Genomic DNA, 21927 nt, shown 5'->3' on the forward strand with positions numbered 1-21927 from the left:
TGGCCCGGTCGGCGCGATGCCGCCGGGCAGGGTTATCAGGCTTCGCGTTTACGGGTGCTGACCGGGCTGGCGACGGCGTTTCCCGCATCGCATTTCGCGGGGAGCAGCAGTGCCATCAGCGCTGCCAGCGCCAGCGAGATAGCGAGGCAATAGACGCCTGCATCTTTGCTATAGAGGTTGATCAGCACGCCCACCGCATACGGGCCGCAAAAACCGCCGAGGTTCCCCAGCGCGTTGATCACCCCACGTGCGCCGCCTGCCATCTCGGCGCTGAACAGCCGTGCGGGAATGGTCCAGAACACACCCGCCGCCGATTGCAGGAAGAACCCGCAACCCACCAGTGCCGCGTACGACAACCAGATGCTCTCTTTCAGCGCCACGGAGAGGAACATGCACAGCGCAAAACCGAGCAGCGGCACAGAGACGAATAACTTGCGTTTACCGGTACGGTCGGAAAGGGACGAGAAGAGGAACATGCCAGCAATGGCGCCGAGATACGGCAGGATAGCCAGCATGCCCACCTGCCCGATGGTGCTGTGGGTGAGCTCTTTCAGGATGGTAGGCAGCCACAGGGTGTAGCCGTAAATCCCGGTCTGGTAGAAGAAATTGAGAGCAATCAGTTGCCACATGGTCCGGTCAGACAGCACGGCGCTCAGCGAGGCGTTCTTCACCTCTTTACCGGCAATCGCACGCTGCTCGGCAGCCAGTGTCTCCACCAGGTAATTTTTCTCTGCCTCGGAGATCCAACGGGCTTCCTGCGGGCGGTCATAAATCGTCATCGACCACAGCACCAGCACCACCAGCGAGAGCAAACCCTCGATGATAAACAGCCAGCGCCAGTCCAGCGCTGTGATGATCCAGCCTGATAGCGGCGCGGTGACGATACCGGCAATCGGCACGAACATGATCACAATGGCATTGGCGCGGCCACGTTCTGCGTCCGGAAACCAGTTGCTGATCATCGTCAGCACTACCGGTAGCATGCCCCCTTCCGCCACGCCGAGTAAAAAGCGCAGCGCCAGCAGTTGGTACTGGTTAGTAACAATGCCGGTCAGTACGGAAATGACCGCCCAGGCCACCAGCGACCAGCCGATAAATTTCTTGCCGCTACCGTGGACGGCGATTTTGCCGCCCGGCACCTGCAAGAACAGATAACCAATAAAGAAAATGCCCCCGGCGAGACCAGCCATGGAGGCGGAAATACCTAATTCCTGATCCATCCCACCGGGCATGGCAAACGCGATATTTACGCGGTCCATGTACGAAATAATACAAGCGATAAGAATAGGAGGAATTATTCTTAACCAGCGCTGGCGCGGAATATCGGCAGTTGTAGAGTAAGAGGATATGTTCATAATTAGCATCTCGTTAAAAGTAACAGGTATGCGATGTCAGCTATTTTGTATTTATTGTCTGGCTTGATGTAATGCGTTAATGCCGTCGCGCAATATTTCCACGCGATGTTCCACGTTGGCGTTGGCGTCTATTTCAAGTAATTTAATACCGGTAAATAACAGATTTTCGGGTACGGCGGCCTGCAATACCGTTTTGGCGTTATTCACCGTTAACAGGCTTTCGGCGCAAAACGGAGCAAACGGCGCATGCAGATCCTGCCACTCGCCATACGGGCCGCTCTCGCTGGTGCCGGAAAACATCAGACCGCGCAATTTACCAGCCTGTTTCGCCAGTTGGGTATGGGTCAGCGGCAGCGTGGTATTACGCCCTTCGATTGCCGAACGCGCCCAGTTAATGCACACGCCAATCTCATAACCTGCCAACGTTTCCAGGACGTTATTCAGCGGTAAAAACCCCTTACGCGGCGCAGTGGCATTCATGGCATCACAATGTTCAAGCACCAGTTCACACGCCCAGTCCCAACGGGCTATTTCGCTTACTGAACGGGCAAACGCATCGGTAGCCTGCTCAATGCTGGTATTGCCTGCCAGCGGCGCAGCCTGTATTTCCAGGGCGACGACTTTGCCGGGGAAACGGGCATTCAGCGCGCCGATCTTGTCATGCAGATGGCGGTAGTACGCCACGCACACGCGACGCTGTTCCTCATCGCTGGAGGCAAGACCAAAACCGCTGTTGCCATTGCTGCGTCGGCGCATGGTTTCCATGACCGCGGTGACCACAATCTGCCACTCGCCCGGCGTATGGGTTAATAACCACTCGTCTCCCAGCGGGTGCAGATGCTCCAGGCAGGGCTGCTCTATGCCGGCAATGTGTGGCGTATCGGCCAGTTGCCGCCAGAACGCACGCTCCTGCAATTCCCCCTGTTGGTGAAAAGAAGGCGCGCAGGGATACGCGCCGATAATATAACCGGCGTTATTGCTGTTCATATTTTGCTCCTGCTAATTGATAAATTAATTCAATGCGGAAACAGCCACCTTAACGACAATTTTACGAATAGGCGTGGCGCGATATTTATTACAGGCGGGACGGTGAACATCCTGCGGGAAAAATATCGCGTAGCTGCCTGGTACCATTTCAAAAAAAGATTCGTTCTCACTCGACTGGTAAAAAATAATATCGCGCTGCTCAAGTAAATTTTCGGCAATAACGTTATTGCCGGTATCAATAGCAACGCCAATCTCTTCTTCACCCCATGCCATAAACTGGATATCCAGATAGTTACGGTGCACTTCCGGTTTTTGCTCCTCGCGTGGCCGGGTGGTGAGATCGAGGATCTGCGCAAAAATGGTGCGCCCTTCGATTTCGACCACACCAGGCTCAAGCGTGCGGAAATCAGTAGTGCGTAAAAAATCGAGCGCTTTTTCAATCGCTGCCGGTAAGCGGCAGGGATTAGGCTGAGCAATATGACCGAATAGCATGATCCGCTCCTTACAACGCCTGGATTTTCGCCCAAACGCTGTCATCTACCGTAATGCCGTCGCGACGGTTCTCCGCCAGCAGGCGCGTAAATTCGTGTCCTGGCAAACGGACAGGCGTGTCTTCATCCGCACGTTCCGCACTGGTGATGTAATCCATAATGCGTTGCAGTTTGGCATCACGACTTGCGCCATCGATCAACTTGTCGACTTCGATGGCAATAAACACCTGCGAAATGCCATATTCATCGCTGTTCTCTTCGGTCACTTCCGCCACGGATGCCCCGTCCGATAACAGGGTGGCGATCATGTCCAGCACGATAGATAAACCGGAACCTTTCCAGTATCCCATTGGCAGAATGCGGCGATTTTTCTCAATCACGGCGGGTTCTTTCGTTAAATGGCCGTCATCGTCGAAGCCACCGTCAACCGGTAGCTCGCGCCCGGCCAGGCGGTTCACTTCCAGCATGCCGTAAGAGAACATCGACATCGACATATCGACCATGGTGATGGGCGTCGACGGGATCGCCACAATCAGCGGGTTAGTGCCAATACGGCACTCTTTTGCGCCCCACGGCGGCATGACGGCAATGGAGTTGGTCCAGCAAATCCCAATATAGCCCTTTTCCGCTGCCTGCCAGCCGTAGCTGCCGCCGCGCATCCAGTGGTTGGCATTTCGCACCGCCACCAGGCCAATGCCATGATCCGATGCCAGCTCAATGGCACGATCCATCATCTTTTTGGCCGTTAAATTGCCAATCGAACGCTGCGCGTCCCACTGCTCAATCGCGCCGAGGTTAGCAATGCGCTTTGCCTGCGCCTGGGGAATGATGTCGCCAGCATCCAGTTGCTGAATAAAACGCGGGAAGCGATTGACACCGTGTGAATAGACACCCGACTCGGTGGTGCGGGCAAACATCTCCGCGCAGGCATCGGCAGTCTCTTCACCCACATGACGCGAACGCAAAACCCGTTTAAAGGCGTGCTTAAGCTCGTCGAAGGTCACCTTCATTTTTTTCTCCTGATTGCATCGAACTTCTGTGTTGTTTTTATACTCCTGAATTTCAAAATACGAAATAGCATTCCACATATCAAAATACAGATATGTGATCCCCTCTCCACTTTGAATTTCAAAATACATTATTATCAATGAGTTATAAACTTTGACTGATTTTGTGTTGCCCGTTCCATTTTGCGTTAGTATTGAGGCTGGCAAATTTAACGGTGCCGACACGGCAGGAAGCGAGAGCGCATCAATGCAAGAAGAAAAAGAGAAACCGGCAGGCAGCCAAAGCCTGTTCCGGGGATTACAACTGCTGGATATTCTGAGCAATTACCCTAACGGCTGCCCCTTAGCACACCTTTCAGAACTGGCGCAGTTGAATAAAAGTACCGTGCACCGGTTGTTACAGGGTTTGCAGTCCTGCGGTTATGTCAAACCGGCACCCGCCGCTGGCAGCTACCGCTTAACCACCAAATGCCTGGCCATTGGGCAAAAAGCCCTGTCGTCATTAAATATCATTCATGTGGCGGCCCCCCACCTCGAAGCGCTGAATCTGGCGATCGGTGAGACAGTTAACTTTTCCACGCGTGAAGATGATCATGCGATTCTGATTTATAAATTAGAACCGACTACCGGAATGTTAAGAACCCGCGCTTATATCGGCCAGCACCAGGCATTATATTGCTCAGCAATGGGTAAAATATATATGGCTTTCGGTCAGCCGGAATATGTCGAAGCGTACTGGAAAAGCCATCGCGAATATATTAAACCGCTCACCCGTTACACCATCGATAAACTCGATGTGATGCAGCAGGAACTGCAAGCTATTCGCGCGCAGCAGTGGGCAAAAGACAGAGAAGAGAACGAGTTAGGGGTTTCCTGCCTGGCGGTACCGGTGTTCGACATTCAGGGCCGCGTACCCTATGCCGTGTCGATTTCTCTCTCGACGTCGCGTCTCGAATTATTAGGTGAGGAACGCTTACTGGCTGCCCTGCAACATACCGCCAGAGAAATTTCAGCTGAATTGGGTTATTTACCGGAAGACGCGCCGAAATAACGCGCTAGCCTTTTTTCAGTAACGGGCAATTATGGCACTACTCAACCGGCTGCGAGGCTTTGTAATAAAAACAGCAGGTACGGCGGTAACGTACCGCCTGCCCTGCTGCATTTTTTAGCCATCGCCGCTAAAACCGCGTGAACGGGTTCCACTCCGTGCCAAAAAGGGCGGGGTCTGCCTGGTGCCCCCTGGAAGAAAGGTTATTGCCCGATAAGGTTGGCTTCCGACAGGTGTTCAATAAAGGCAGCAATGGTGGACGGCACGGGACGGATGGGTAAGCGTAACAGATGCATGGGCCGCATGGGCGGGGTGTAATCCGGCAGTACGCGCGTGAGCTTACCGGAGAGAATATCGGCTTCGAGGATCACCGCCGAGTTGAACGCAATCCCCAGGCCGGAGAGCGCCGCCTGGCGCACCGCATCGCCGGAATTCACAATCAACCGCGGAATGATCTCAACTTCATAACGCCCGCCTGGCCCGTCCATCTGCCAGAAGTGGTTCGATTGCCACTGCGTAAAACTGATGCAGTTATGCTTCGCCAGATCTTCCGGCACTTGTGGCGCGCCGTAGGTATCCAGGTAAGCCGGGGATGCGGCCAGCATCATGCGATAAGGCGGCATGGGGAGCGCGATCAGCCCTTCGTCGCGCACGTTACCAATGCGGATGGCAATCTGGAAACGCTCTTCGATGAGATCCACGCGTCGGTCGGTAAGCACCAGATCGATATTCACTTCCGGGTAACGCAACATAAACGGGGTGAGCGTGGGTGTCAGCACGCGGTTGCCGAACGCCACCGGCGCGCTGATGCGCAAATCCCCCGCCACTTCATCATTTAACCGGTGAACAATGGTATCGGCTTCATGCACGGCGGACAGGATCTGAATGCCGTGAGCATAGAAGCGCTGCCCTGCCCCGGTCAGCCCCTGACGCCGGGTACTGCGGTGGATTAACTGGCACCCCAACCGCTTTTCGAGTTCGCGGATGTGTTTACCCACCATTGCAGGAGTAATGCACATCACTTCAGCAGCGGCGGTGAAGCTGCCTTTATCAGCAGAAAGGATGAACGCTTCGACACTCTTCAGGTAGTCCATTTTCGATACTCCAGCCGTCATTACCTGCATGATTATAAACTGTGAGTAATAAATCAATAAAAAGAAAGGCTATTTATCCCCTCCTGGTTTTTGCCTAATAATGCCTGCAGCACAAGACGGCGTGGCGGCTCTTGCCACGGTTTATGTGCCACGCATTCCCATCACGATAATCAGTGATATTCACCGCAGTGGTCCGGGGTAAAGCGCATGAGTAAATTTGTAGTATTTAATGGTAGCTCTCGCTACCCAGGCAATAGCTCAATTATCATTGAAAAAGTGTTTAGTGGTTTCGATGCGGAAGCATTCCGTCTGAAAGATTTTACTATTACCCAATATGAAGATTATCGGGAAACCGATCTTAAATATAAGCCCGTCAGCGATGATTATGATTTTTTAATTAATAAGTTTCTGCAAAGTGACGTGGCGGTATTTATCTCACCGGTTTACTGGTATGGGATTTCCGGGACAATGAAGGTCTTTATCGACCGTTTTTCTGAATCATTAAAGAAAATCCCGGACTTTCGCCAACGCTGTAACGGTAAAAAAATTGTGCTGGTGGTAATCGGCGGCGATAACCCGCAACAAAAAGCCGATATTATCACCACGCAATTCCAATATATTTGCGATTTTCTCGGCATGACGTTATGCCACACCTTTAAAGGCGAGGCCGATCGCGTTGGCGAGATTGAAAATCAGCATGAATTTATGTTGTCGATCAAAAATTACCTTGAAAGCAATTTCACTATTTAGACAAGCGAAAAGGAACCATCATGAAAGAGTTTAAATGCCTGACCTGCTCCTCCACCTTTGAAGTTGTTGACGATGTATTAGTAGGTGAAATCGTTGAATGTGGCGCCTGCGGCCAGGAGCACGAATTAGTTAAGGATGGCAACGACTATCGTCTGGAATTTGCTCCTGAGGTGGAAGAAGACTGGGGCGAATAATGGAAAGTAAGACAGCCGTTTTATTATTCGTCACTAAAATCAGGGAAGAAGAAAAACGCATTGTCGAATTTTTGCAGCAATACGGTGCGGACGTTGAGATTATCTCCGAACAATCATCATGGAACGTGCAGGACGTAAAACACTACGATATTGCGCTGGTGCGCTGTCTTTCGCAGAGCTCGGCTCTGTCGCGCGCCCGATATATTGAAGCTGCAGGTGTTAAAGCCATTAATTCACGCCACGCCATCGAGATCTGTACCGATAAGGGATTGCAATCGGTGCTTTTTTCCCGGCACGAAATACCGGTGCCTGCCTGGCGGGTTGTGCATCAGTATGGCGACCTGCAAGGGTTACTGTCCTCATTCGGCAACCGGTTTGTTATCAAACCGGTAAACGCCTCCTGGGGCCGTGGTGTGACGCTGATTGACGGCCCGGCTAGCCTGGCTGTATGGCTCGCTGCCAGGGAGTCGGTGGATATTAAAGGCCAGCACTTACCGGTGCTGGTGCAGGAATATATTGAGAAAGATAACTTCGATGTCCGGGTCGTGATTGTTGGCGACCAGCCCGTGGCAGCCATTAAACGCGTCTCGGAAGATAACTGGAAAACCAATACGCACCTGGGTGCGCACATTATTCCGCTCGACATCGATGACGACATACTTCGCCTCTCCAAAGCCGTGATCAACGTACTTGGGGCGGGTGTTTACGGGCTCGACTTAATGCTTAACACACGCACAGGACAATATGTGGTTTGCGAGGTCAATCAGAACCCTGAATTTGCCAAATCATGGAAAGTTCACAAGGTTGATGTCGCCGCACTTATCGCCAGATACACCATCAACTCTGTTGAGTAAACAAGGTGGAATTATGCAGTCTCAAGGAACTCATGAATTAGCTACACATCATTTCCAGGTCTCATTCGTTTTAGCGAGAGTGTTAACCTCGGGCGTAATTATGAGTATCGAGAAAAATGAAAGTGAGCTGAAAGGGCTGGAGAACATCTTAAAAAAATCATCCGGCAAGAAATATGCAGTGACTTATAACAGCCTCAGCGGCGGTGTTATTGGCGCCCTCTGGGGGCAGGATATTGTCTACGGCGGGAAAACCAATCAGCGCACCCTCGATGAGCAGCAAGGGAAATTACTGAAATGGCTGGGTATCGGTCACGATAATAGCGTCGCAAGACCCTATCTTTTGCATGACGCCAGTTGGGATAACCTCCACGACATTGGCAAATCATGCAGTAACGACGAGCCGGTCAATATTATTGACTTCGCCGCGCTGGGTTTTGGCCCGTGCGCCGTACTGCTCACTGACTCAGAGAGCATTTATAAGAAAGCGGAACGCCTGAAAATATTCGGCGCTTTCGATCTGCGCACCATGTGGACTCAGCAAGAAACAGAAAAAGAAATTCAGCCGGGCCTGCAATTTAATTTCCGGCTCAGTCCGTTGGTGGGTGCCTGCGTCAAAATGTCGCTGATTAAAATGGGGTTAAACAAATGAAGACCGATTTCATTATGACGCCGCTGGCAATGCCTGAAGAGAGCGTGGTTGACCATCGTCTGGCGCTGGACGGCGACGCGCCGGTCATTCCGAAGGCTAACCGTAAAACCATTTTCCCGAACATCACTAAAGAAGATCTGTTCCAGATGATGATTTCTGTGCAGCAGTCGCCGCAGGACGTGGTGGCAGAGTTCGCAGAAAAATACCGGCAAAAAGTAGGCGCAGCTTATGCAATCCCTACTGCCAGTGGCACCTCCAGTTTGCATCTGGCGCTGGTTGGCGCAGGCGTGAAACCTGGTGATGAAGTGCTGGTGCCTGCCTTTACGTTTATCGCAACTGCGCAGGCGATTGTCGCCGCCAAAGCGATACCTATTTTTGTCGATGTTACCCCAGGCACCTGGTGCATCGACCCGGCTCAGCTGGAGAAAAAGCTGACGCCCCGCACCAAAGCGGTGATGCCGGTGCATGTCCACGGCCTGCCTGCCGATCTCGACGCGCTGACGCATTTCTGCCAGCGCCATAACCTGTTGCTGGTGGAAGATGCCTCGCATGCGCATTCGGCCAGCTGGCAGGGTCGTTACTGCGGCACCTTCGGCGATGCCGCCGGGCAGAGCCTGATGGCGGACAAAAACTTCCCGCTGGGCGGTGAGGCAGGGATTGCCTTTTTTAAAGATCACAGTAGCTACCAACGCGCCTGTGCATTTCTTGAGGAGTCCGGTCTTGATTACAGTATGTCCTGGGTGGCAGCGGCGTTCGGTATCAGCCAGTTGGCACGCCTTGATTACTACGACGAGGTTCGCCAGCGCAACGCGCAACATCTGATCGCCGAACTGGCAACCACGCGCCTATTCCGTGGCCCGGCTATTCCGGAAGGGGCGAAACACAGCTTCAATATGTTCCGCATCACCATCAACAGTGACTTGCCGGAGCTGCAAGGGATTGCGGAACACAAAATTAAACAGGCTCTACAGCAGGCGCTGAATGAAGAAGGTGTTTTTGCCCGCGAATGGCAAAACACCCTGCTGCCTTTCCACCTCCCTTTCCTCAATCAGAAAGGGTTTGGTAAAGGCTTCCCGTTCTTCCTCGCGGAGCGCAAAAACTATCAACATGAGGATTTCCCCAACGCGATGAAAATGCTGCGCAGCACGCTGGTGCTGTGCCGTGAGCTGCGCTCGCCGGTGGAGTACGAAAAACTGCGGTCTTATGTGCTGGCCTTTAAAAAGGTCGATCGCCAGCTTTCACGTATCGCGGAAATCGCCCGGCAGATTGACGATGTCCCGCCTTATGAAAAGGATGCACGACTCGGATGAACACTGTCTACTCTGCCGCCATTTTGGGCGGCTCCGGATTCGTGGGCGGCGAGCTGTACCGCTTGCTCAGCGCGCACCCACAGATAGATGTGCAATTTGTCTCGTCGGAGTCAAAAAAAGGGCTGCCGGTTGAACGCCAGTTGCGTAGCTTCCGCCGCCACAACCACAAACCGGGGCTGAAGTTTTCGTCTGTTCACGAGATAAAAGAACACCATTTTGACCTGGTGTTCTCCTGTCTGCCGAACGGCATGCTGCCGCAGATGATCTCGCTGGTCAGCGAGCATTGCTCGCGTCTGTTTAATGTCAGCGGCGACTACCGTTTCACCGAGCAGACGATCAACGAAATCCATTATCCCGCCACGCCAGGTAGCCTTCCGGCGCAGACGGTGTGCCAGTATTTTGTGCCGGAATTCACCCCCCCCGATCCGGCGGCAACGCTTATCAATCTGCCCGGCTGTATGGCGGTGGCATCGTTGTACGCATTGTGGCCGCTGGTTAATAACCAACTGATTGCAGGCAATATTGTCGTCGATGCGAAAACCGGTTCCAGCGGCGCGGGGAAAAAGAGCAGCGAAACCCATGCGGAACGTTCGCATAATTTTCGGCTGCATAAAGCTTTTAATCATCGTCATGCGCCGGAAGTGGCAAAGCTACAGCAACTGACCGCCGACCCGCTCAATATCACCTTTGCTGCGTTCAGTCTCGACACCGCCAGAGGGATTTACGTCAGTGCCTACAGCACGCTCAAACCGGGCTGCACAGCGGTGGATGTGCGCCAGGCATTTTTCTCGCACTATCAGCACACGCCGTTTGTGCACTACCTGAAAAATGGCCAGGTGCCGATGCTGAAAACCGTCTGCGGCACCAATCATGCCGAAGTATCCACCGTGGTGGAGGGCGATAAGTGCCTGAGTCTGTGCTCACTGGACAACCTGATCAAAGGCGCGGCAGGCCAGGCAGTGCAGGCCGCCAATATCTGGCTCGGCCTGGAGTCGTTCGCCGGACTGGATCATCTCAACGAAGCCGGGTGGCCATAATGGATAATCTCTACGTCATCAAAGCAGGAAGCAGCACCTTATACAGCGGTAGCGGTTTTTTCCGCGAAGTAATGGAGATCAGCCGCGCAGGCGGCAAGGTTCTGGTGGTGTGCGGCGGCGCAGAGGCAATCGAGCGGGAATATCGCCAGCAGGGTATCGAGGTGGCTTACCTGCCGCTGGCTAATGGCGATCGGGTGCGCTATTGCAGCCCCGATCATATGAACGTGATCCTCAAAGCTTACAACGACCGCATTGGCAACCTGGTTAACCTCGCGGCGCAGTCACTGGGCTTCTCAGCCTATTATCAGGTCGCTGGCGACAATCAGCTGGTGACCGGGGCGATGGGCAAGCCGCTGAAAATCACCGAAGAGGGGCGCAGCCGCATTGTTCGCGACTCGCTCTACGGCACCTTTAGCGAGGCGAAAACCGCTGTCCTGCATGCCCTGCTGGAGAGCTATAACATTGTGTTTCTCTCGCCGCCCATCTGGGAAAGCCATGCCCGGCAGTACATCAATATCGATGCCGATATGCTGGCTGCACACCTGGCCGTCGCGTTAAAAGCCAACCATTTGCGTTTTGTCACCAGCACGGCGGGCATCCTGCGCGACGTTAACGATCCCGGCAGTACCCTTTCCGACATTTATGCTGACGATGAGGTGGCCGTTGGCGGGCGAATGAAGCAAAAAGTGCGCGCCTGTCGGCTCGCCTTGCAACACGGCGTGTGCGATATCGCCATTAACGGCCCGCACTCTCTCTCCAGCGCCGCAACCTGGTTCTGGCGCGGCACCGGTGTCAGCGAACCAATGCGCCTGCTCAATATGATGGTCAATATCTCGTCAATTTCCGGCGACGAGTCGGTACTGGCGAACTTTCTCTCCCAGCGTCTGGCGGGGACCGGTATCGACGCGCAAATCGATCCGGCGGGCAACCTGGTGCTGAGTAAAGGCAACGGGCCGAACACCTTGCTGATGCTGGGGCATCTGGATACGGTGCCGGGACTATGGCGTAGCGATGCGGGTGCAGACTTTGTCAGCGGTCGCGGCAGTGTTGATGCCAAAGGGTGTCTCGCTAACTTCATAGAAGTGTTGCAGCAGGTAGACGTGCCTCCCCACGCACGTTTGCTGGTTGTGGGTGCCACGGAAGAAGAAGTCTCCTCGTCAAAGGGGGCGTTTTACGTGCGCGACAACTACCCGGCCAATGCGGTGATCATCGGCGAGCCGAGCGGCGTGATGCACGTTGCCATTGGCTACTATGGCCTGCTGAAAATCACCATCACGGCGCGCAAAGGCATGGAGCACACTGCCGCCCGCGATGCTAAGACCTCCATCGAGCATGTGTACGAGGCCGCTGGCGCGCTGCGCGCGGTGATGAACGACTTCGATAGCAACAACATTTCGAACATTATCGGCATTACCCATCGCCATGCGCTTTCTTACGAGGAGTCGCAGCTCACCATTAACTTCCGCGTCTCACCAGAGGCGCGTCCTGGCTATATCGAGTCGCTGCTCGCCCTCAACAGCGAAGGGCTGAGCGTGGAGATCCTGCGCAGTACGCCAGGCTACAAATCCTCACGTACCAACCCGCTCTACCGCGCGCTCACCCAGGCCTTCAACCACGTGCTAACGGACACCACGCCGCGCCCGGTGGTGAAAAAAGGCACCTGCGATATGAACACGCTGGCCACCACCTGGCGCAATGTGCCGTTTATTGCCTATGGCCCGGGCGATTCCGCGCTCGACCATACCGACAAGGAAGTGAACTACACCAACGATGTGTTGCTGTCGCGGCGCATTTTGCAGGAAACCGTCATCAACTGGATGCGACTGAATCAGGGGGAGAGCAATGGCCTCGCTGGATGAATTACCGATCCTCGCCGCGCAGGCGCGCGGTGTGATCATTGATATCGCCGCCAGCGATGTGGGCTGCCACATTGGCGGCTCGTTGTCGGTGATCGACATTCTGCTCTATGCCCTGAACCGCTATCAGGCCGATGAGCATCACTGCGTGGTGTTGAGCAAAGGCCACGCCGCTGCTGCGCTCTACAGCGCACTGTATGTGCTGGGTTACAGCGAAAATAATCCCGCGGAAAGCTATGGTCGCAGCGATTCGTTATTCACCGGGCACCCGAACCACAAAATTCCGCATGTTCGCTTTTCCACGGGCAGCCTCGGTCATGGCATCGGTTATGCCGCCGGCTGGGCGCTGGCACAGCGCCAGTTGAAGCGTAACGGCATTGCAGTGGCCATTGGCGGCGATGGCGAATTGCAGGAAGGGTTGTGCTGGGAGGTGTTGCAGGTGCTCAGCGCGCAGGAAATCAGCAACTTTATTTATGTGATTGATAACAACGGCGCGCAGAACGACGGTTACGTGCGGGATATTTCGCCCCTTGCCGATATGAAAGCGCGTTTTGCTTCCTACCGGATGGATGTGGTTGAAATTGACGGTCATGACTTCGCGCAGCTGGAGCAGGCCTTTTCCGCCCGCCAGAACCGGGGGCTGGTGATCATCGCCAACACGGTCAAAGGCAAAGGGGTTGCAGAGCTGGAAGGCAACCCATCCTGTCACTACGCAAAACTGAAACTTCACCAGGCGATCAAATGGAAAAGGAGGCTCACCGATGCTGTCAGGTAGAGAGGCGTGCAAAGATGAACTGGTGAAATGTGCCGAAAACGACGCGAAGATCCTCTGTCTGGAGGCGGATCTTGGCGGACGCAATCCCCCTTTTCAGCAGCGTTTCCCGGCGCGTTTTTACAATATCGGCATTGCGGAAATGGCGGCGATAGATATGTGTACCGGGCTTGCCGCCGCAGGGTTCAAACCGTTTTTCACTACCTTTGCGCCGTTCGCAGCGCTGCGCTGTGCCGAAGCGCTCAAACTCTCGCTGGGGTACATGAACCAGCCAATCACGGTGATTGGCGCTTACGGCGGCGTGTCCGGCGGCTGGTTTGGCACCACTCACCACAGCCTGGAGGATGTTGGCGCGGTCAGGCTGTTTCCGGGGATCCGCATCGCCTGCCCTTACGGCGAAGCCGAAACCCGGCTGGTCGTGCGCGAAGCCGCTCAGGGGAATGCTCCGTGCTATATCCGCCTGGGGCGTAACGACAGCTACCCCGATCTTGAACGCAGCAGCGCGTTCGACACGCTGATCATGGAACAGGATTACCACCCCAGCCGCCCTGTCACGCTGGTGTCAGTGGGTGAAAAAGCCACGCAACTCTGCGTGGCTGCCAAAAAAACGTTGGGTGAGGTCAATCACCTGCACTTGTGCTACGTCGACAACGCGTCGTTGCAGCAAATTATGCCGGAAATTGCCCAACTCCCCGGCGTGCTTATCGTGGTGGAAGAGCACCGTCGTGCCGGCAGCGTGGCCGCGGAACTGGCGCTGAGCCTGCCGCACAAACGGGTGGTGGCTTACACCCCTAATGATGAATGGCCACAGTATGGCGGCACGCAGGATGAGGTGCTGGCTGGCCTGAATTTCTCGCTGGAAAGGTTACTCACCACGATAAAAGACACTGTTTATGCCAAGGAGCATATATGAGCACGAGCTTTGCCATTCTCAAAGATCCGCGATTCCGATCGTTTTTTCTCTCTGACATCGTGTCAGGGTTTGGCGTCGGCATGGCGACCATCGGGGCCAACTGGTTTGTGCTGATGAAAACCGGGTCGAACCAGTACGTAGGGATCCTGTTGGCGGTTAACGTCATCGCTGGTTTTGTCGCATCGCTGTTTTCCGGCGTGATCACCGACAAGTACAACCGAAAAACGGTGATCTTTTTCACCCACGCGATCCGCGCCGTCTTTTTGTTGTTGCTGTTCGTGGTGCTGGCGAATTTCGATTTCAATATGTACTACCTCTACGCGTTCGCCATTATTAATGGCGTCGGCTGGACGGTGTATATGTCGGCCTCGCGCAGTTTCCTTCAGGAAATTCTCGAAGAAAAAAAATACGTCACCGGCAACTCCCTGCTGGAGATCAGCCTGCAAGTGGGGATGTTTCTTGCAGCGGCGGCATCCGGGTTTATTTATAAATACTTCAGTTTCAACGCCATTCTGCTGGTTAATGCGCTGATGTTCGTTTTCAGCGCCATTGTCATCAACCTGATCAAATACCAGTCTGTCACACGTGAGACTACCGGTGAGAATTACACCCTGATGCTACGCCGCGGCTGGGCGTTTCTCTTCGAGAACAAAGGGATTTTTGTGCTTGGCGTTGTATCGATCGTGCCGCTGATTGTCACCATGATCTTTAACGTGGTGCTACCAGACTATGTCAATAACACCCTGCAACGCGATAGCGTGACCTTTGGCTTTGCTGACATGTCTTACGGCATTGGTGGGCTGTTGTCCGGCATTCTGATGTCGTCGCTGGCGATGAAACTGGATGCCCGTAAACTGATTGCCGGGTTCTTTGTTCTTGCCTGCATCAATTTGCTGTTCCTCAGCCAGAACAGCATCGTCTTTAACTTATATCTGTGCAGCCTGCTGCTGGGTCTGTGCAACTCGTCGCTGCGAATTTTAATGAACTCCCTGCTGATGCACACCGTGCCGAAGGATTACATGGGGCGTTCGATGGCGGTGTGGATCGGGATTTCGCTGATCTGCCAGTGCCTGTTCTCACTGTTTATTGGGTCCTACCTCGATCAGCATGGCGCCATGATTGGCATTGTCATCATGGCGCTGATGATGGGGGCGGGATTCGTCATGTTTGTTCTTAATCAACTGTTGCTCTCAAAAAAGCATCCTGAAAATTTACAGGGGTAACGACTATGTCAGATAAAAAGGTCATCTTTTTGGTCGAGCCGAGTTTCTTCGGCGTCAGTTTTGCACGCGAAGCACACAAACAGGGTTTTTACGTTGTGGTGCTGGTTTCAGCGAAAGACAATCCACAGCTCTATGGTTACGAAGGCGAATACGACGATTTACTGGTCTGCGATATTCGCGACGCGGATTCTATCTACCACGCCATCCACAACAGCAAATATCAGCATGTGGATGCGATGATTTCGGCCACAGATTACGCCATGGCCACCACCGCCGAGGCGGCGCAGCGTTTAAATATTCCCTGCATCAGCCACGAAACCGCAACCCTGGCGCGCAACAAAGACCTCGCCCGCATTCGCTACAGCGAGCGCGGCGTGCCCAGCGCACAGTTCAAAATTGTCCATACCCGTGGCGAAGCCGAAGATGCGGCCTCCACCATTGGTTACCCGGTGGTGCTCAAACCGACCAACACCGCCAGCAGCCAGAACGTCTTTTTTATTAACGATGTGCAGCAACTGCGTGACGCATTCAACGTGCTGGAGAACTTTACCACCAGCTATATGGGCTTCAGCGTCCGTAAAGAGTACCTGGTGGAAGAGTATCTTGAAGGGCCGGAGTTTAGCGTCGAGATCTTCTTAAACCACAATGAGGTGGTGTTCGCCGAAGTGACGGAAAAAGTCACCTCCCCGCTGCCTTACTTTGTCGAAATGTTCCATATTTTCCCCACCTCGATCCTTGAAGATAAAAAACCGCAGATCATTGAGGTCGCTCGTCAGGCATTGCAGGCGATTGGCTTCACCAACGGCCCGGCGCACGTGGAGGTGAAATACACCAAAACCGGCCCGCGCATTGTAGAGGTCAACGGCCGTCCCGGCGGCGATAACATCACCTCAGACCTGATCCCAGGCGCTTACCGCATCAATATTTTCCGCCAGGCGGTGCTGAATGCGCTGAAATTGCCGGTGGACTTCACGGTAGAAAACCCGATGAGTTGCGCTGTGGGGTATATCTGTGCGGATCGCGATGGCGTGCTGGAGTCGATAGAGAACCTCGCCAGCGTGCAGCACGATCATGCAGTGCTGCGTTCGGCAATCAGCGTTCGTCCTGGCGATAATGTGGTGGTACCAAAAAGCTCTGACGATCGACTGGGCTATTTCATCGTTCAGGCCGACACGCCGGCCAACGCAAAAGCCAAAATCATCGAACTTATCGGCAAGTTAAAAATCACTTATCGCAATTAATCTGCTGACGTCGAAGCCACTCAGGGCTTCGACGTCCTTTTCTGTTGTCCCACCATTCTTTGACTACCCTTTAACAAGCACATTTTGTGGCGCGCCTTACGGTCACCGCCTGATGATTTGCCCATCCCAACAGGAAAGGCTTATGCAAAACACCTCCGGACCTTCGCGCGTGGCACTTGCGCTCTATGAACTGCTCAATCCGCTGCCGATCGGCTTTTTCGTTGCCGCCTGGATTTTCGACATTCTCTATCTGAAAACCGTTCAGATCATGTGGACCGACGCAGCAAGCTGGCTTATCGCTATCGGACTGATTATTGCCATCCTCCCCCGGCTCATCAATCTGGTGCAGGTCTGGTTTACCCAACGAACCGCGGCGGAACCCGGGGTGAAAACCCATTTCTGGTTGTCGCTGTGCGCCATCGTGCTGGCTATTGTTAACGCCTTTGTGCACAGCCGCGATGCTTATGCCGTTGTGCCGCTGGGGGTGGTGCTGTCGACGGTCGTCGTGGCTCTGCTGCTGATTGCGAATGTTCAACTCGCGCTGCGCTCTCGCGTCAGCTAAGGGGAAGGCCATGAAAAACTGTCGCAACACACTGCTCACCGCGCTCATGACGACGCTTCTTTTCGGGTGCGATCAGGGAGCCAATATCGATCCGGTAAAACAGGTTGGCCCGGATCCTGAACTGCCCTCCGCACAGAATTTTTTGTTACCGCCCATGCAGGTGCCGGAAGGTGTGCCGTGGAAAAATGGCGAGATGCCGAAAGTCCCGCAGGGAATGAAAATTGAGAAGGTCGCCGACGGCTTGCTGCACCCACGCCAGCTGTATGTCTTACCCAATAACGACATCCTGGTGGCAGAGGCAAATGGCCCGGCAAAGCCGACGACACGCCCCAAGCAGCTGATCATGAGCCTGGTTCAACAGGCTTCTGGTAAAGGGGGACCGGGCGGCAATAGAATCACCCTGTTACGTCATGTCGACGGCAAATGGCAAAAGCACACCTATATTGAAAACCTGCATTCGCCGTTTGGTATTCAGTTGACAGGCAATACCCTATGGGTGGCAAACGCCGACAGTCTGGTCAGGTTTCCCTATCAGGAGGGGGAAACCCGCATAACTACGCCTGGCGAGACGGTCACAGAATTGCCCGGCGGCCCGATCAACCATCACTGGACCAAATCGCTGCTTGCCAGTCCGGATGGCAGCAAACTGTATGTGGGCGTCGGCTCCAACAGTAATATTACGGAAAATGGAATCGGTGCGGAGTATCGCCGGGCGGCGGTACTGGAAGTGGATGCCGCCACGGGTGCCAGCCGTATCTATGCCAGCGGGCTGCGAAATCCCACCGGGTTGCAATGGGAACCGCAAACCGGCGCATTATGGGCGGTGGTTAACGAACGCGATGAAATTGGCTCCGATCTGGTGCCAGATTATCTGACCTCGGTAAAAGAGCTTGGCTTTTACGGCTGGCCTTACAGCTACTTTGGTCAACACGTGGATGAACGGGTTAAGCCCCCACGCCCGGACCTGGTCAAACAGGCGATCAAACCCGATTATGCGCTCAGTTCACATGTCGCACCGCTGGGGTTGCTGTTCTATACCGGCGATGATATGCCGCAATACCGTGGTGGGGCCTTTATTAGTGAACACGGTAGCTGGAACCGCAAACCCTTGAACGGATATCAGGTGGTGTGGGTGAAATTCGAAAACGGCAGGCCGGTTGGTCAGCCGTTACCGGTGGTCACGGGTTTTCTTACCGACGATCAAAAACAGGTGCGCGGGCTGCCGGTGGGTCTGGCGATGGATAAACAAGGCGGCGTATTGATCGCCGACGATGCCAGCAACACGATCTGGCGGCTGAGCGCCCGCTAGCTTTACTGCTGCCGCGCTTTAGCTCAATAACGTATAAAAATAATCAAAAGGTTACATTCAAATGGACAACAGGTTATACGACGCCATTGCCCTGCGCCAACAGGGCGAGCATCAACAAAGTCGCCAGCAGTTGCAGGCGCTGACGCAAGTGCCGGAACTGCGCGCCCGCGCATTGTTGAATATGGCCTGGTCTTACGATAACGAAGGTAAAGAGCAGGAAGCAGAACAGCACTATCTTGCGGCGCTGGAAGCCGGCCTGGAGAACGATGACGACAGGTTTGAGGCGCAGTTTGGTCTTGCCTGCACCCTGCGCTGCCTGGGTAAGTATCAGCAAGCGAAAGCACTGTTTGAAGCGATCATGATCGACTGGCCACAGGCGACGGAAGTCAGACCGTTTTACGCACTGTGCCTGTATAACCTGGGCGAATATGAATGTGCAGTCAGCCTGCTTCTGACGGCGGTCGCGCAACATCCCGATCCGCGTACGGCCCCTTATCAGCAGGTGCTGCACTATTATGCCCAGAACCCCAATCAGCGCGGGTAAATCTCCCCCACCTAAACCGTGGGGGAAACCTTTAGCGGTGCTGTTTTTGCGTTTGCCACAGCGCAATTACGCTGAGGAACACAGTCACCATCAGATATAAGCCCGGGGCAAAGTGGCTACCGGTCGCGCTGATCAGCAGCGTACAGATAAACGGCGCAAAACCGCCAAATACGGTGACCGCGACGTTATAGCTGATCGACATACCGCTGGCGCGGGTCGACACCGGGAAGATATCTGCCATTAACGACGGAATGGTGGAAAAGTAGATCGATTTCAGTAACGCCATCCAGCCTACCAGCAGAGCCAGCGACAGTGGCGTCACGTTCAGGCTGGTCAGCCAGAATGCGGGCAACAAGGTAAAGGCCATCAACACCAACGCCACCCACAATAACCGAACCCGGCCAACGCGCTCTGCCAGCAAACCGCCTATTGGCGTCACCACGGTGAGGATCACGCCGGCGAGCAGCGTCGCGCTGTAGGCGGAAGACGGCGGCAGCCCCAGATTTTTCGTCGCCCAGGTTGGCACATAGTTGAGCATATAGTTGATCGCCGTTGAGACAATCATCAGCCCAATTGCCAGCCCCACCAGCCGCTTTTGCGATCCCAGCAATAACTTCACCGGATGGCGCGGTTTCTCGGCTTCGGCATACGCCGCTGGCTCATGCACATGGCGACGGATCCACATTCCTACCGGGCCAATCACCAGACCAAAGGCGAACGGAATGCGCCAGCCCCAGTCGGAGAGCTGCTCCGGCGTCAGCCACTGCGCCAGCCCCAGGCCAAACGCAGACGCCATCAGCGTGCTGGCTCCCTGAGTAGCGAACTGCCAGCTGGCGATAAAGGCTTTCCGCTCCGGAAAGTGCTCCACCAGAAATGCCGTCGAACTGCCGAATTCGCCGCCCGCAGAGAAGCCCTGAATCAGCCGCGCCCCCAGAATAAGCAACGGTGCGGCTACGCCCAGCGTTGCATACCCTGGCATAAAGGTGATGATCGCCCCACCCAGCATCATTAAATTAATGGAGAGCAACAGCGACGCCTTGCGGCCATGTTTGTCGGCGTAGGCTCCCAGCACCACCGCGCCCAGCGGACGGATGAGAAACGCCACGCCAAAGCTGCCAAAAGCCAGCAGGAGCGACACCGTCGGGTTGGCCGTCGGGAAAAATGCCTGGGCGATATAGCTGGCGAAAAAGCCATACACCGCAATATCAAACCACTCCAGCGCATTCCCAACACAGGTGGCAAACAGCGTCTTGTATAAGCTCGGGCGTACGCCGCTGTCTTCGATGTCCCGCGTGAGGGTACTCATTGTTCACCTCCGCTCTGATGCTGGTGATGGCGAACCAGCAGATCCTGCCCCTGCTCGCCCAGGTCCCAGAACAGCCGGGTCATGATCGCCAGCCCTTCGCGGGCAATCGCCACCGGTAAGTGCTCATCCGGCGCATGCTGGCCGCAGGCCGGATAGGAGTGCGGCACCCACAGCGTTGGCAGGCCTAAAATTCCGGCAAAAACATCATTCGGCAGCGAGCCGCCGAGGTTCGGCAATAGCGCCGGTTTGTTTTCGCTGGACTGCGCCATCACGTCCAGCGCCCAGTGCACCAGCGGATCGGTAGGATCGAAGCGCGTTGCCGGCGTACCCCGCACCTCGCTGACTGTCACCATCGGGAAACCGTGCGCATCCAGGTGGGCACGCAGCGCCTGTTGTAACTGCGACCACTCCGTGCCGACCACAAAACGCAACTGGCACACGGCAGTGGCCTGGCCAGGTATGGCATTCATCGGCTGAGCCGGGTTACCCGTGAGAAACGACAGCACTTCCAGCGTATTCCAGCCAAACAACTTTTCGGCGGCAGATAAGCCCGGCTCGCCCCACTGCGGATCGGTAGCGGGGTCATGTTGACCGCGCGCCGGGGTGATATCCGCCAGAATTGTTTTCAGCGCAGGTGTCAGCGCAGGCGGCTTAAGGGCCGGAATGCGGATTTCGCCTTTGCCATCCACCAGGCTGGCAATGGCGTTTGCCAGCTGCGTGCCTGGGTTACTGAGCAGGCCGCCCCAGTTGCCGGAGTGGTAATCTTTATCACGTGCGTGAATGGTCAGGCGGAAATTCACACAACCACGCGAGCCGAGAAACAGTGTCGGGCGATCCGCGCTCAGACGCGGGCCATCGGAGGCGATAAACAGATCGGCTTTCAGCCGGGGTTTCAGTTGCTGGCAGACTTCCGCCAGTCCTGGCGAACTCATCTCTTCGCCCATTTCGCACAGCCAGACACAGTTGAAACCTAAGCGCCCATTGCGGGCGTGGTAAACCTGTGCCAGCGCCGCAAGATTCACCGAGTGCTGACCTTTATTGTCTGCGGTGCCGCGTCCATACCAGTTGCCGTCGCGCTCAACCAGCGTCCATGGCGATAACCCCTCCCCCCAGCGGGCATCATCGCCAAACACCACATCGCCATGCCCGTAACACATCACGGTCGGCAAAGCAGGATCTTCCTCGTAACTGGCGAGCAAAAAAGGGCGAGCGGCATTTACCGGGTTGGCGATGATTTCGGTACGAAAACCCATCTCCCGGAAGGCAGGAATAAAGGCTTCGTGGTAGTAACGCAGGAGTTGATCGTCACGATCGCTGCGCTGACTTTCGCTGGCAATCGCCACCCTGCTGGCGAGCATGTTTTTGAAATGGCCGCTGTCGAACCACGCCAGCGCCTGGGCGATAAGTTGTTGTGTTGCCATAGTG

General features: G+C 54.9%; 22 protein-coding genes and 1 pseudogene. 15 read left to right on the forward strand and 8 right to left on the reverse strand.

Going from position 1 to position 21927, the window contains the following annotated elements:
- Positions 1-35: 35 nt before the first annotated feature.
- Genes RTX30_RS17485 through yiaK form a run of 4 tightly spaced genes read right to left on the reverse strand, consistent with a single transcriptional unit; the run spans position 36 to position 3843 of the window.
- Positions 36-1355: an MFS transporter gene (locus RTX30_RS17485; protein WP_312691435.1), complete on the reverse strand. Its 1320-nt coding sequence runs from the start codon at positions 1353-1355 to the stop codon at positions 36-38.
- A gap of 51 nt (positions 1356-1406) precedes the next feature.
- Positions 1407-2342, reverse strand: coding sequence for a DUF4862 family protein (locus tag RTX30_RS17490; protein WP_312691436.1), 936 nt, complete (start codon positions 2340-2342; stop codon positions 1407-1409).
- Between the two features lie 24 nt (positions 2343-2366).
- Positions 2367-2834 carry a YhcH/YjgK/YiaL family protein gene (locus RTX30_RS17495; RefSeq protein WP_312691437.1) on the reverse strand — a complete coding sequence of 156 codons (468 nt, stop codon included), beginning with the start codon at positions 2832-2834 and terminating at the stop codon, positions 2367-2369.
- Positions 2835-2844: 10 nt separating this feature from the next.
- Positions 2845-3843, reverse strand: coding sequence for a 3-dehydro-L-gulonate 2-dehydrogenase (gene yiaK, locus RTX30_RS17500; RefSeq protein ID WP_312691438.1), 999 nt, complete (start codon positions 3841-3843; stop codon positions 2845-2847).
- 244 nt (positions 3844-4087) lie between these two features.
- Here yiaK and RTX30_RS17505 point away from each other — a divergent pair, with 244 nt between their 5' ends.
- Complete coding sequence (locus tag RTX30_RS17505) at positions 4088-4891, forward strand: IclR family transcriptional regulator (protein WP_312691439.1); 804 nt, start codon at positions 4088-4090, stop codon at positions 4889-4891.
- Between the two features lie 37 nt (positions 4892-4928).
- Here the strand turns inward: RTX30_RS17505 and RTX30_RS17510 are convergent.
- Both RTX30_RS17510 and RTX30_RS17515 read right to left on the reverse strand, forming a co-directional pair.
- Positions 4929-4985: pseudogene (locus RTX30_RS17510) on the reverse strand ((2Fe-2S)-binding protein); the annotation flags it as partial.
- 106 nt (positions 4986-5091) lie between these two features.
- Complete coding sequence (locus tag RTX30_RS17515; RefSeq protein WP_312691440.1) at positions 5092-5982, reverse strand: LysR family transcriptional regulator; 891 nt, start codon at positions 5980-5982, stop codon at positions 5092-5094.
- A 207-nt stretch (positions 5983-6189) separates the two neighbouring features.
- Between RTX30_RS17515 and RTX30_RS17520 the strand changes: the two genes are divergently transcribed.
- From RTX30_RS17520 to RTX30_RS17585, 14 genes are all read left to right on the forward strand, one after another.
- Positions 6190-6732 (forward strand): flavodoxin family protein, encoded by a 543-nt coding sequence (locus RTX30_RS17520; protein ID WP_312691441.1) that lies wholly within the window; start codon positions 6190-6192, stop codon positions 6730-6732.
- 20 nt (positions 6733-6752) lie between these two features.
- Positions 6753-6926, forward strand: coding sequence for a lysine biosynthesis protein LysW (locus RTX30_RS17525; protein WP_312691442.1), 174 nt, complete (start codon positions 6753-6755; stop codon positions 6924-6926).
- Positions 6926-7780 carry a RimK family alpha-L-glutamate ligase gene (locus tag RTX30_RS17530; RefSeq protein ID WP_312691443.1) on the forward strand — a complete coding sequence of 285 codons (855 nt, stop codon included), beginning with the start codon at positions 6926-6928 and terminating at the stop codon, positions 7778-7780. The genes RTX30_RS17525 and RTX30_RS17530 overlap by 1 nt, the downstream gene beginning before the upstream one ends.
- Before the next feature lie 100 nt (positions 7781-7880).
- Positions 7881-8429: a hypothetical protein gene (locus RTX30_RS17535; protein WP_312691444.1), complete on the forward strand. Its 549-nt coding sequence runs from the start codon at positions 7881-7883 to the stop codon at positions 8427-8429.
- Positions 8426-9739, forward strand: a complete 1314-nt coding sequence (locus RTX30_RS17540) for a DegT/DnrJ/EryC1/StrS family aminotransferase (RefSeq protein ID WP_312691445.1) — start codon at positions 8426-8428, stop codon at positions 9737-9739. Before RTX30_RS17535 ends, RTX30_RS17540 begins: the two co-directional genes overlap by 4 nt.
- On the forward strand, positions 9736-10776 hold the full coding sequence (argC, locus tag RTX30_RS17545; protein WP_312691446.1) for an N-acetyl-gamma-glutamyl-phosphate reductase: 1041 nt from the start codon (positions 9736-9738) through the stop codon (positions 10774-10776). The genes RTX30_RS17540 and argC overlap by 4 nt, the downstream gene beginning before the upstream one ends.
- The gene (locus RTX30_RS17550; RefSeq protein ID WP_312691447.1) at positions 10776-12635 is read left to right on the forward strand and encodes a M20/M25/M40 family metallo-hydrolase; all 1860 of its coding nucleotides are present in this window, start codon (positions 10776-10778) and stop codon (positions 12633-12635) included. The genes argC and RTX30_RS17550 overlap by 1 nt, the downstream gene beginning before the upstream one ends.
- On the forward strand, positions 12619-13407 hold the full coding sequence (locus RTX30_RS17555) for a 1-deoxy-D-xylulose-5-phosphate synthase N-terminal domain-containing protein (protein WP_312691448.1): 789 nt from the start codon (positions 12619-12621) through the stop codon (positions 13405-13407). Before RTX30_RS17550 ends, RTX30_RS17555 begins: the two co-directional genes overlap by 17 nt.
- The gene (locus tag RTX30_RS17560; protein ID WP_312691449.1) at positions 13394-14317 is read left to right on the forward strand and encodes a hypothetical protein; all 924 of its coding nucleotides are present in this window, start codon (positions 13394-13396) and stop codon (positions 14315-14317) included. Before RTX30_RS17555 ends, RTX30_RS17560 begins: the two co-directional genes overlap by 14 nt.
- Positions 14314-15540, forward strand: coding sequence for an MFS transporter (locus RTX30_RS17565; RefSeq protein WP_312691450.1), 1227 nt, complete (start codon positions 14314-14316; stop codon positions 15538-15540). Before RTX30_RS17560 ends, RTX30_RS17565 begins: the two co-directional genes overlap by 4 nt.
- A 5-nt stretch (positions 15541-15545) precedes the next feature.
- A complete protein-coding gene (locus RTX30_RS17570) occupies positions 15546-16781 on the forward strand; it encodes an ATP-grasp domain-containing protein (protein WP_312691451.1) in 1236 nt (411 codons plus the stop codon).
- A gap of 142 nt (positions 16782-16923) precedes the next feature.
- Complete coding sequence (locus RTX30_RS17575) at positions 16924-17343, forward strand: DUF2231 domain-containing protein (RefSeq protein ID WP_312691452.1); 420 nt, start codon at positions 16924-16926, stop codon at positions 17341-17343.
- 10 nt (positions 17344-17353) lie between these two features.
- On the forward strand, positions 17354-18652 hold the full coding sequence (locus tag RTX30_RS17580) for a sorbosone dehydrogenase family protein (protein WP_312691453.1): 1299 nt from the start codon (positions 17354-17356) through the stop codon (positions 18650-18652).
- A 61-nt stretch (positions 18653-18713) separates the two neighbouring features.
- Positions 18714-19196: a tetratricopeptide repeat protein gene (locus RTX30_RS17585; RefSeq protein WP_312691454.1), complete on the forward strand. Its 483-nt coding sequence runs from the start codon at positions 18714-18716 to the stop codon at positions 19194-19196.
- Positions 19197-19227: 31 nt separating this feature from the next.
- Here the strand turns inward: RTX30_RS17585 and RTX30_RS17590 are convergent, their stop codons facing one another.
- Both RTX30_RS17590 and RTX30_RS17595 read right to left on the reverse strand, forming a co-directional pair.
- Positions 19228-20502, reverse strand: a complete 1275-nt coding sequence (locus RTX30_RS17590; RefSeq protein ID WP_312691455.1) for an MFS transporter — start codon at positions 20500-20502, stop codon at positions 19228-19230.
- Entirely contained in the window at positions 20499-21923 is a 1425-nt protein-coding gene (locus tag RTX30_RS17595) for a M20 family metallopeptidase (RefSeq protein ID WP_312691456.1), read from the reverse strand. Before RTX30_RS17595 ends, RTX30_RS17590 begins: the two co-directional genes overlap by 4 nt.
- Between the last annotated feature and the right edge of the window lie 4 nt (positions 21924-21927).

It is taken from the genome of Kosakonia sp. (genome assembly GCF_032052965.1).
In the GTDB taxonomy this organism is placed as follows: Bacteria; Pseudomonadota; Gammaproteobacteria; order Enterobacterales; family Enterobacteriaceae; genus Kosakonia.

Bases quoted from the DNA above. Each gene is read 5' to 3' on its own strand.
- RTX30_RS17485 (WP_312691435.1), bottom strand. From the start codon at position 1,355: ATGAACATATCCTCTTACTCTACAACTGCCGATATTCCGCGCCAGCGC.
- RTX30_RS17490 (WP_312691436.1), bottom strand. From the start codon at position 2,342: ATGAACAGCAATAACGCCGGTTATATTATCGGCGCGTATCCCTGCGCG.
- RTX30_RS17495 (WP_312691437.1), bottom strand. From the start codon at position 2,834: ATGCTATTCGGTCATATTGCTCAGCCTAATCCCTGCCGCTTACCGGCA.
- yiaK (WP_312691438.1), bottom strand. From the start codon at position 3,843: ATGAAGGTGACCTTCGACGAGCTTAAGCACGCCTTTAAACGGGTTTTG.
- RTX30_RS17505 (WP_312691439.1), top strand. From the start codon at position 4,088: ATGCAAGAAGAAAAAGAGAAACCGGCAGGCAGCCAAAGCCTGTTCCGG.
- RTX30_RS17515 (WP_312691440.1), bottom strand. From the start codon at position 5,982: ATGGACTACCTGAAGAGTGTCGAAGCGTTCATCCTTTCTGCTGATAAA.
- RTX30_RS17520 (WP_312691441.1), top strand. From the start codon at position 6,190: ATGAGTAAATTTGTAGTATTTAATGGTAGCTCTCGCTACCCAGGCAAT.
- RTX30_RS17525 (WP_312691442.1), top strand. From the start codon at position 6,753: ATGAAAGAGTTTAAATGCCTGACCTGCTCCTCCACCTTTGAAGTTGTT.
- RTX30_RS17530 (WP_312691443.1), top strand. From the start codon at position 6,926: ATGGAAAGTAAGACAGCCGTTTTATTATTCGTCACTAAAATCAGGGAA.
- RTX30_RS17535 (WP_312691444.1), top strand. From the start codon at position 7,881: ATGAGTATCGAGAAAAATGAAAGTGAGCTGAAAGGGCTGGAGAACATC.
- RTX30_RS17540 (WP_312691445.1), top strand. From the start codon at position 8,426: ATGAAGACCGATTTCATTATGACGCCGCTGGCAATGCCTGAAGAGAGC.
- argC (WP_312691446.1), top strand. From the start codon at position 9,736: ATGAACACTGTCTACTCTGCCGCCATTTTGGGCGGCTCCGGATTCGTG.
- RTX30_RS17550 (WP_312691447.1), top strand. From the start codon at position 10,776: ATGGATAATCTCTACGTCATCAAAGCAGGAAGCAGCACCTTATACAGC.
- RTX30_RS17555 (WP_312691448.1), top strand. From the start codon at position 12,619: ATGGCCTCGCTGGATGAATTACCGATCCTCGCCGCGCAGGCGCGCGGT.
- RTX30_RS17560 (WP_312691449.1), top strand. From the start codon at position 13,394: ATGCTGTCAGGTAGAGAGGCGTGCAAAGATGAACTGGTGAAATGTGCC.
- RTX30_RS17565 (WP_312691450.1), top strand. From the start codon at position 14,314: ATGAGCACGAGCTTTGCCATTCTCAAAGATCCGCGATTCCGATCGTTT.
- RTX30_RS17570 (WP_312691451.1), top strand. From the start codon at position 15,546: ATGTCAGATAAAAAGGTCATCTTTTTGGTCGAGCCGAGTTTCTTCGGC.
- RTX30_RS17575 (WP_312691452.1), top strand. From the start codon at position 16,924: ATGCAAAACACCTCCGGACCTTCGCGCGTGGCACTTGCGCTCTATGAA.
- RTX30_RS17580 (WP_312691453.1), top strand. From the start codon at position 17,354: ATGAAAAACTGTCGCAACACACTGCTCACCGCGCTCATGACGACGCTT.
- RTX30_RS17585 (WP_312691454.1), top strand. From the start codon at position 18,714: ATGGACAACAGGTTATACGACGCCATTGCCCTGCGCCAACAGGGCGAG.
- RTX30_RS17590 (WP_312691455.1), bottom strand. From the start codon at position 20,502: ATGAGTACCCTCACGCGGGACATCGAAGACAGCGGCGTACGCCCGAGC.
- RTX30_RS17595 (WP_312691456.1), bottom strand. From the start codon at position 21,923: ATGGCAACACAACAACTTATCGCCCAGGCGCTGGCGTGGTTCGACAGC.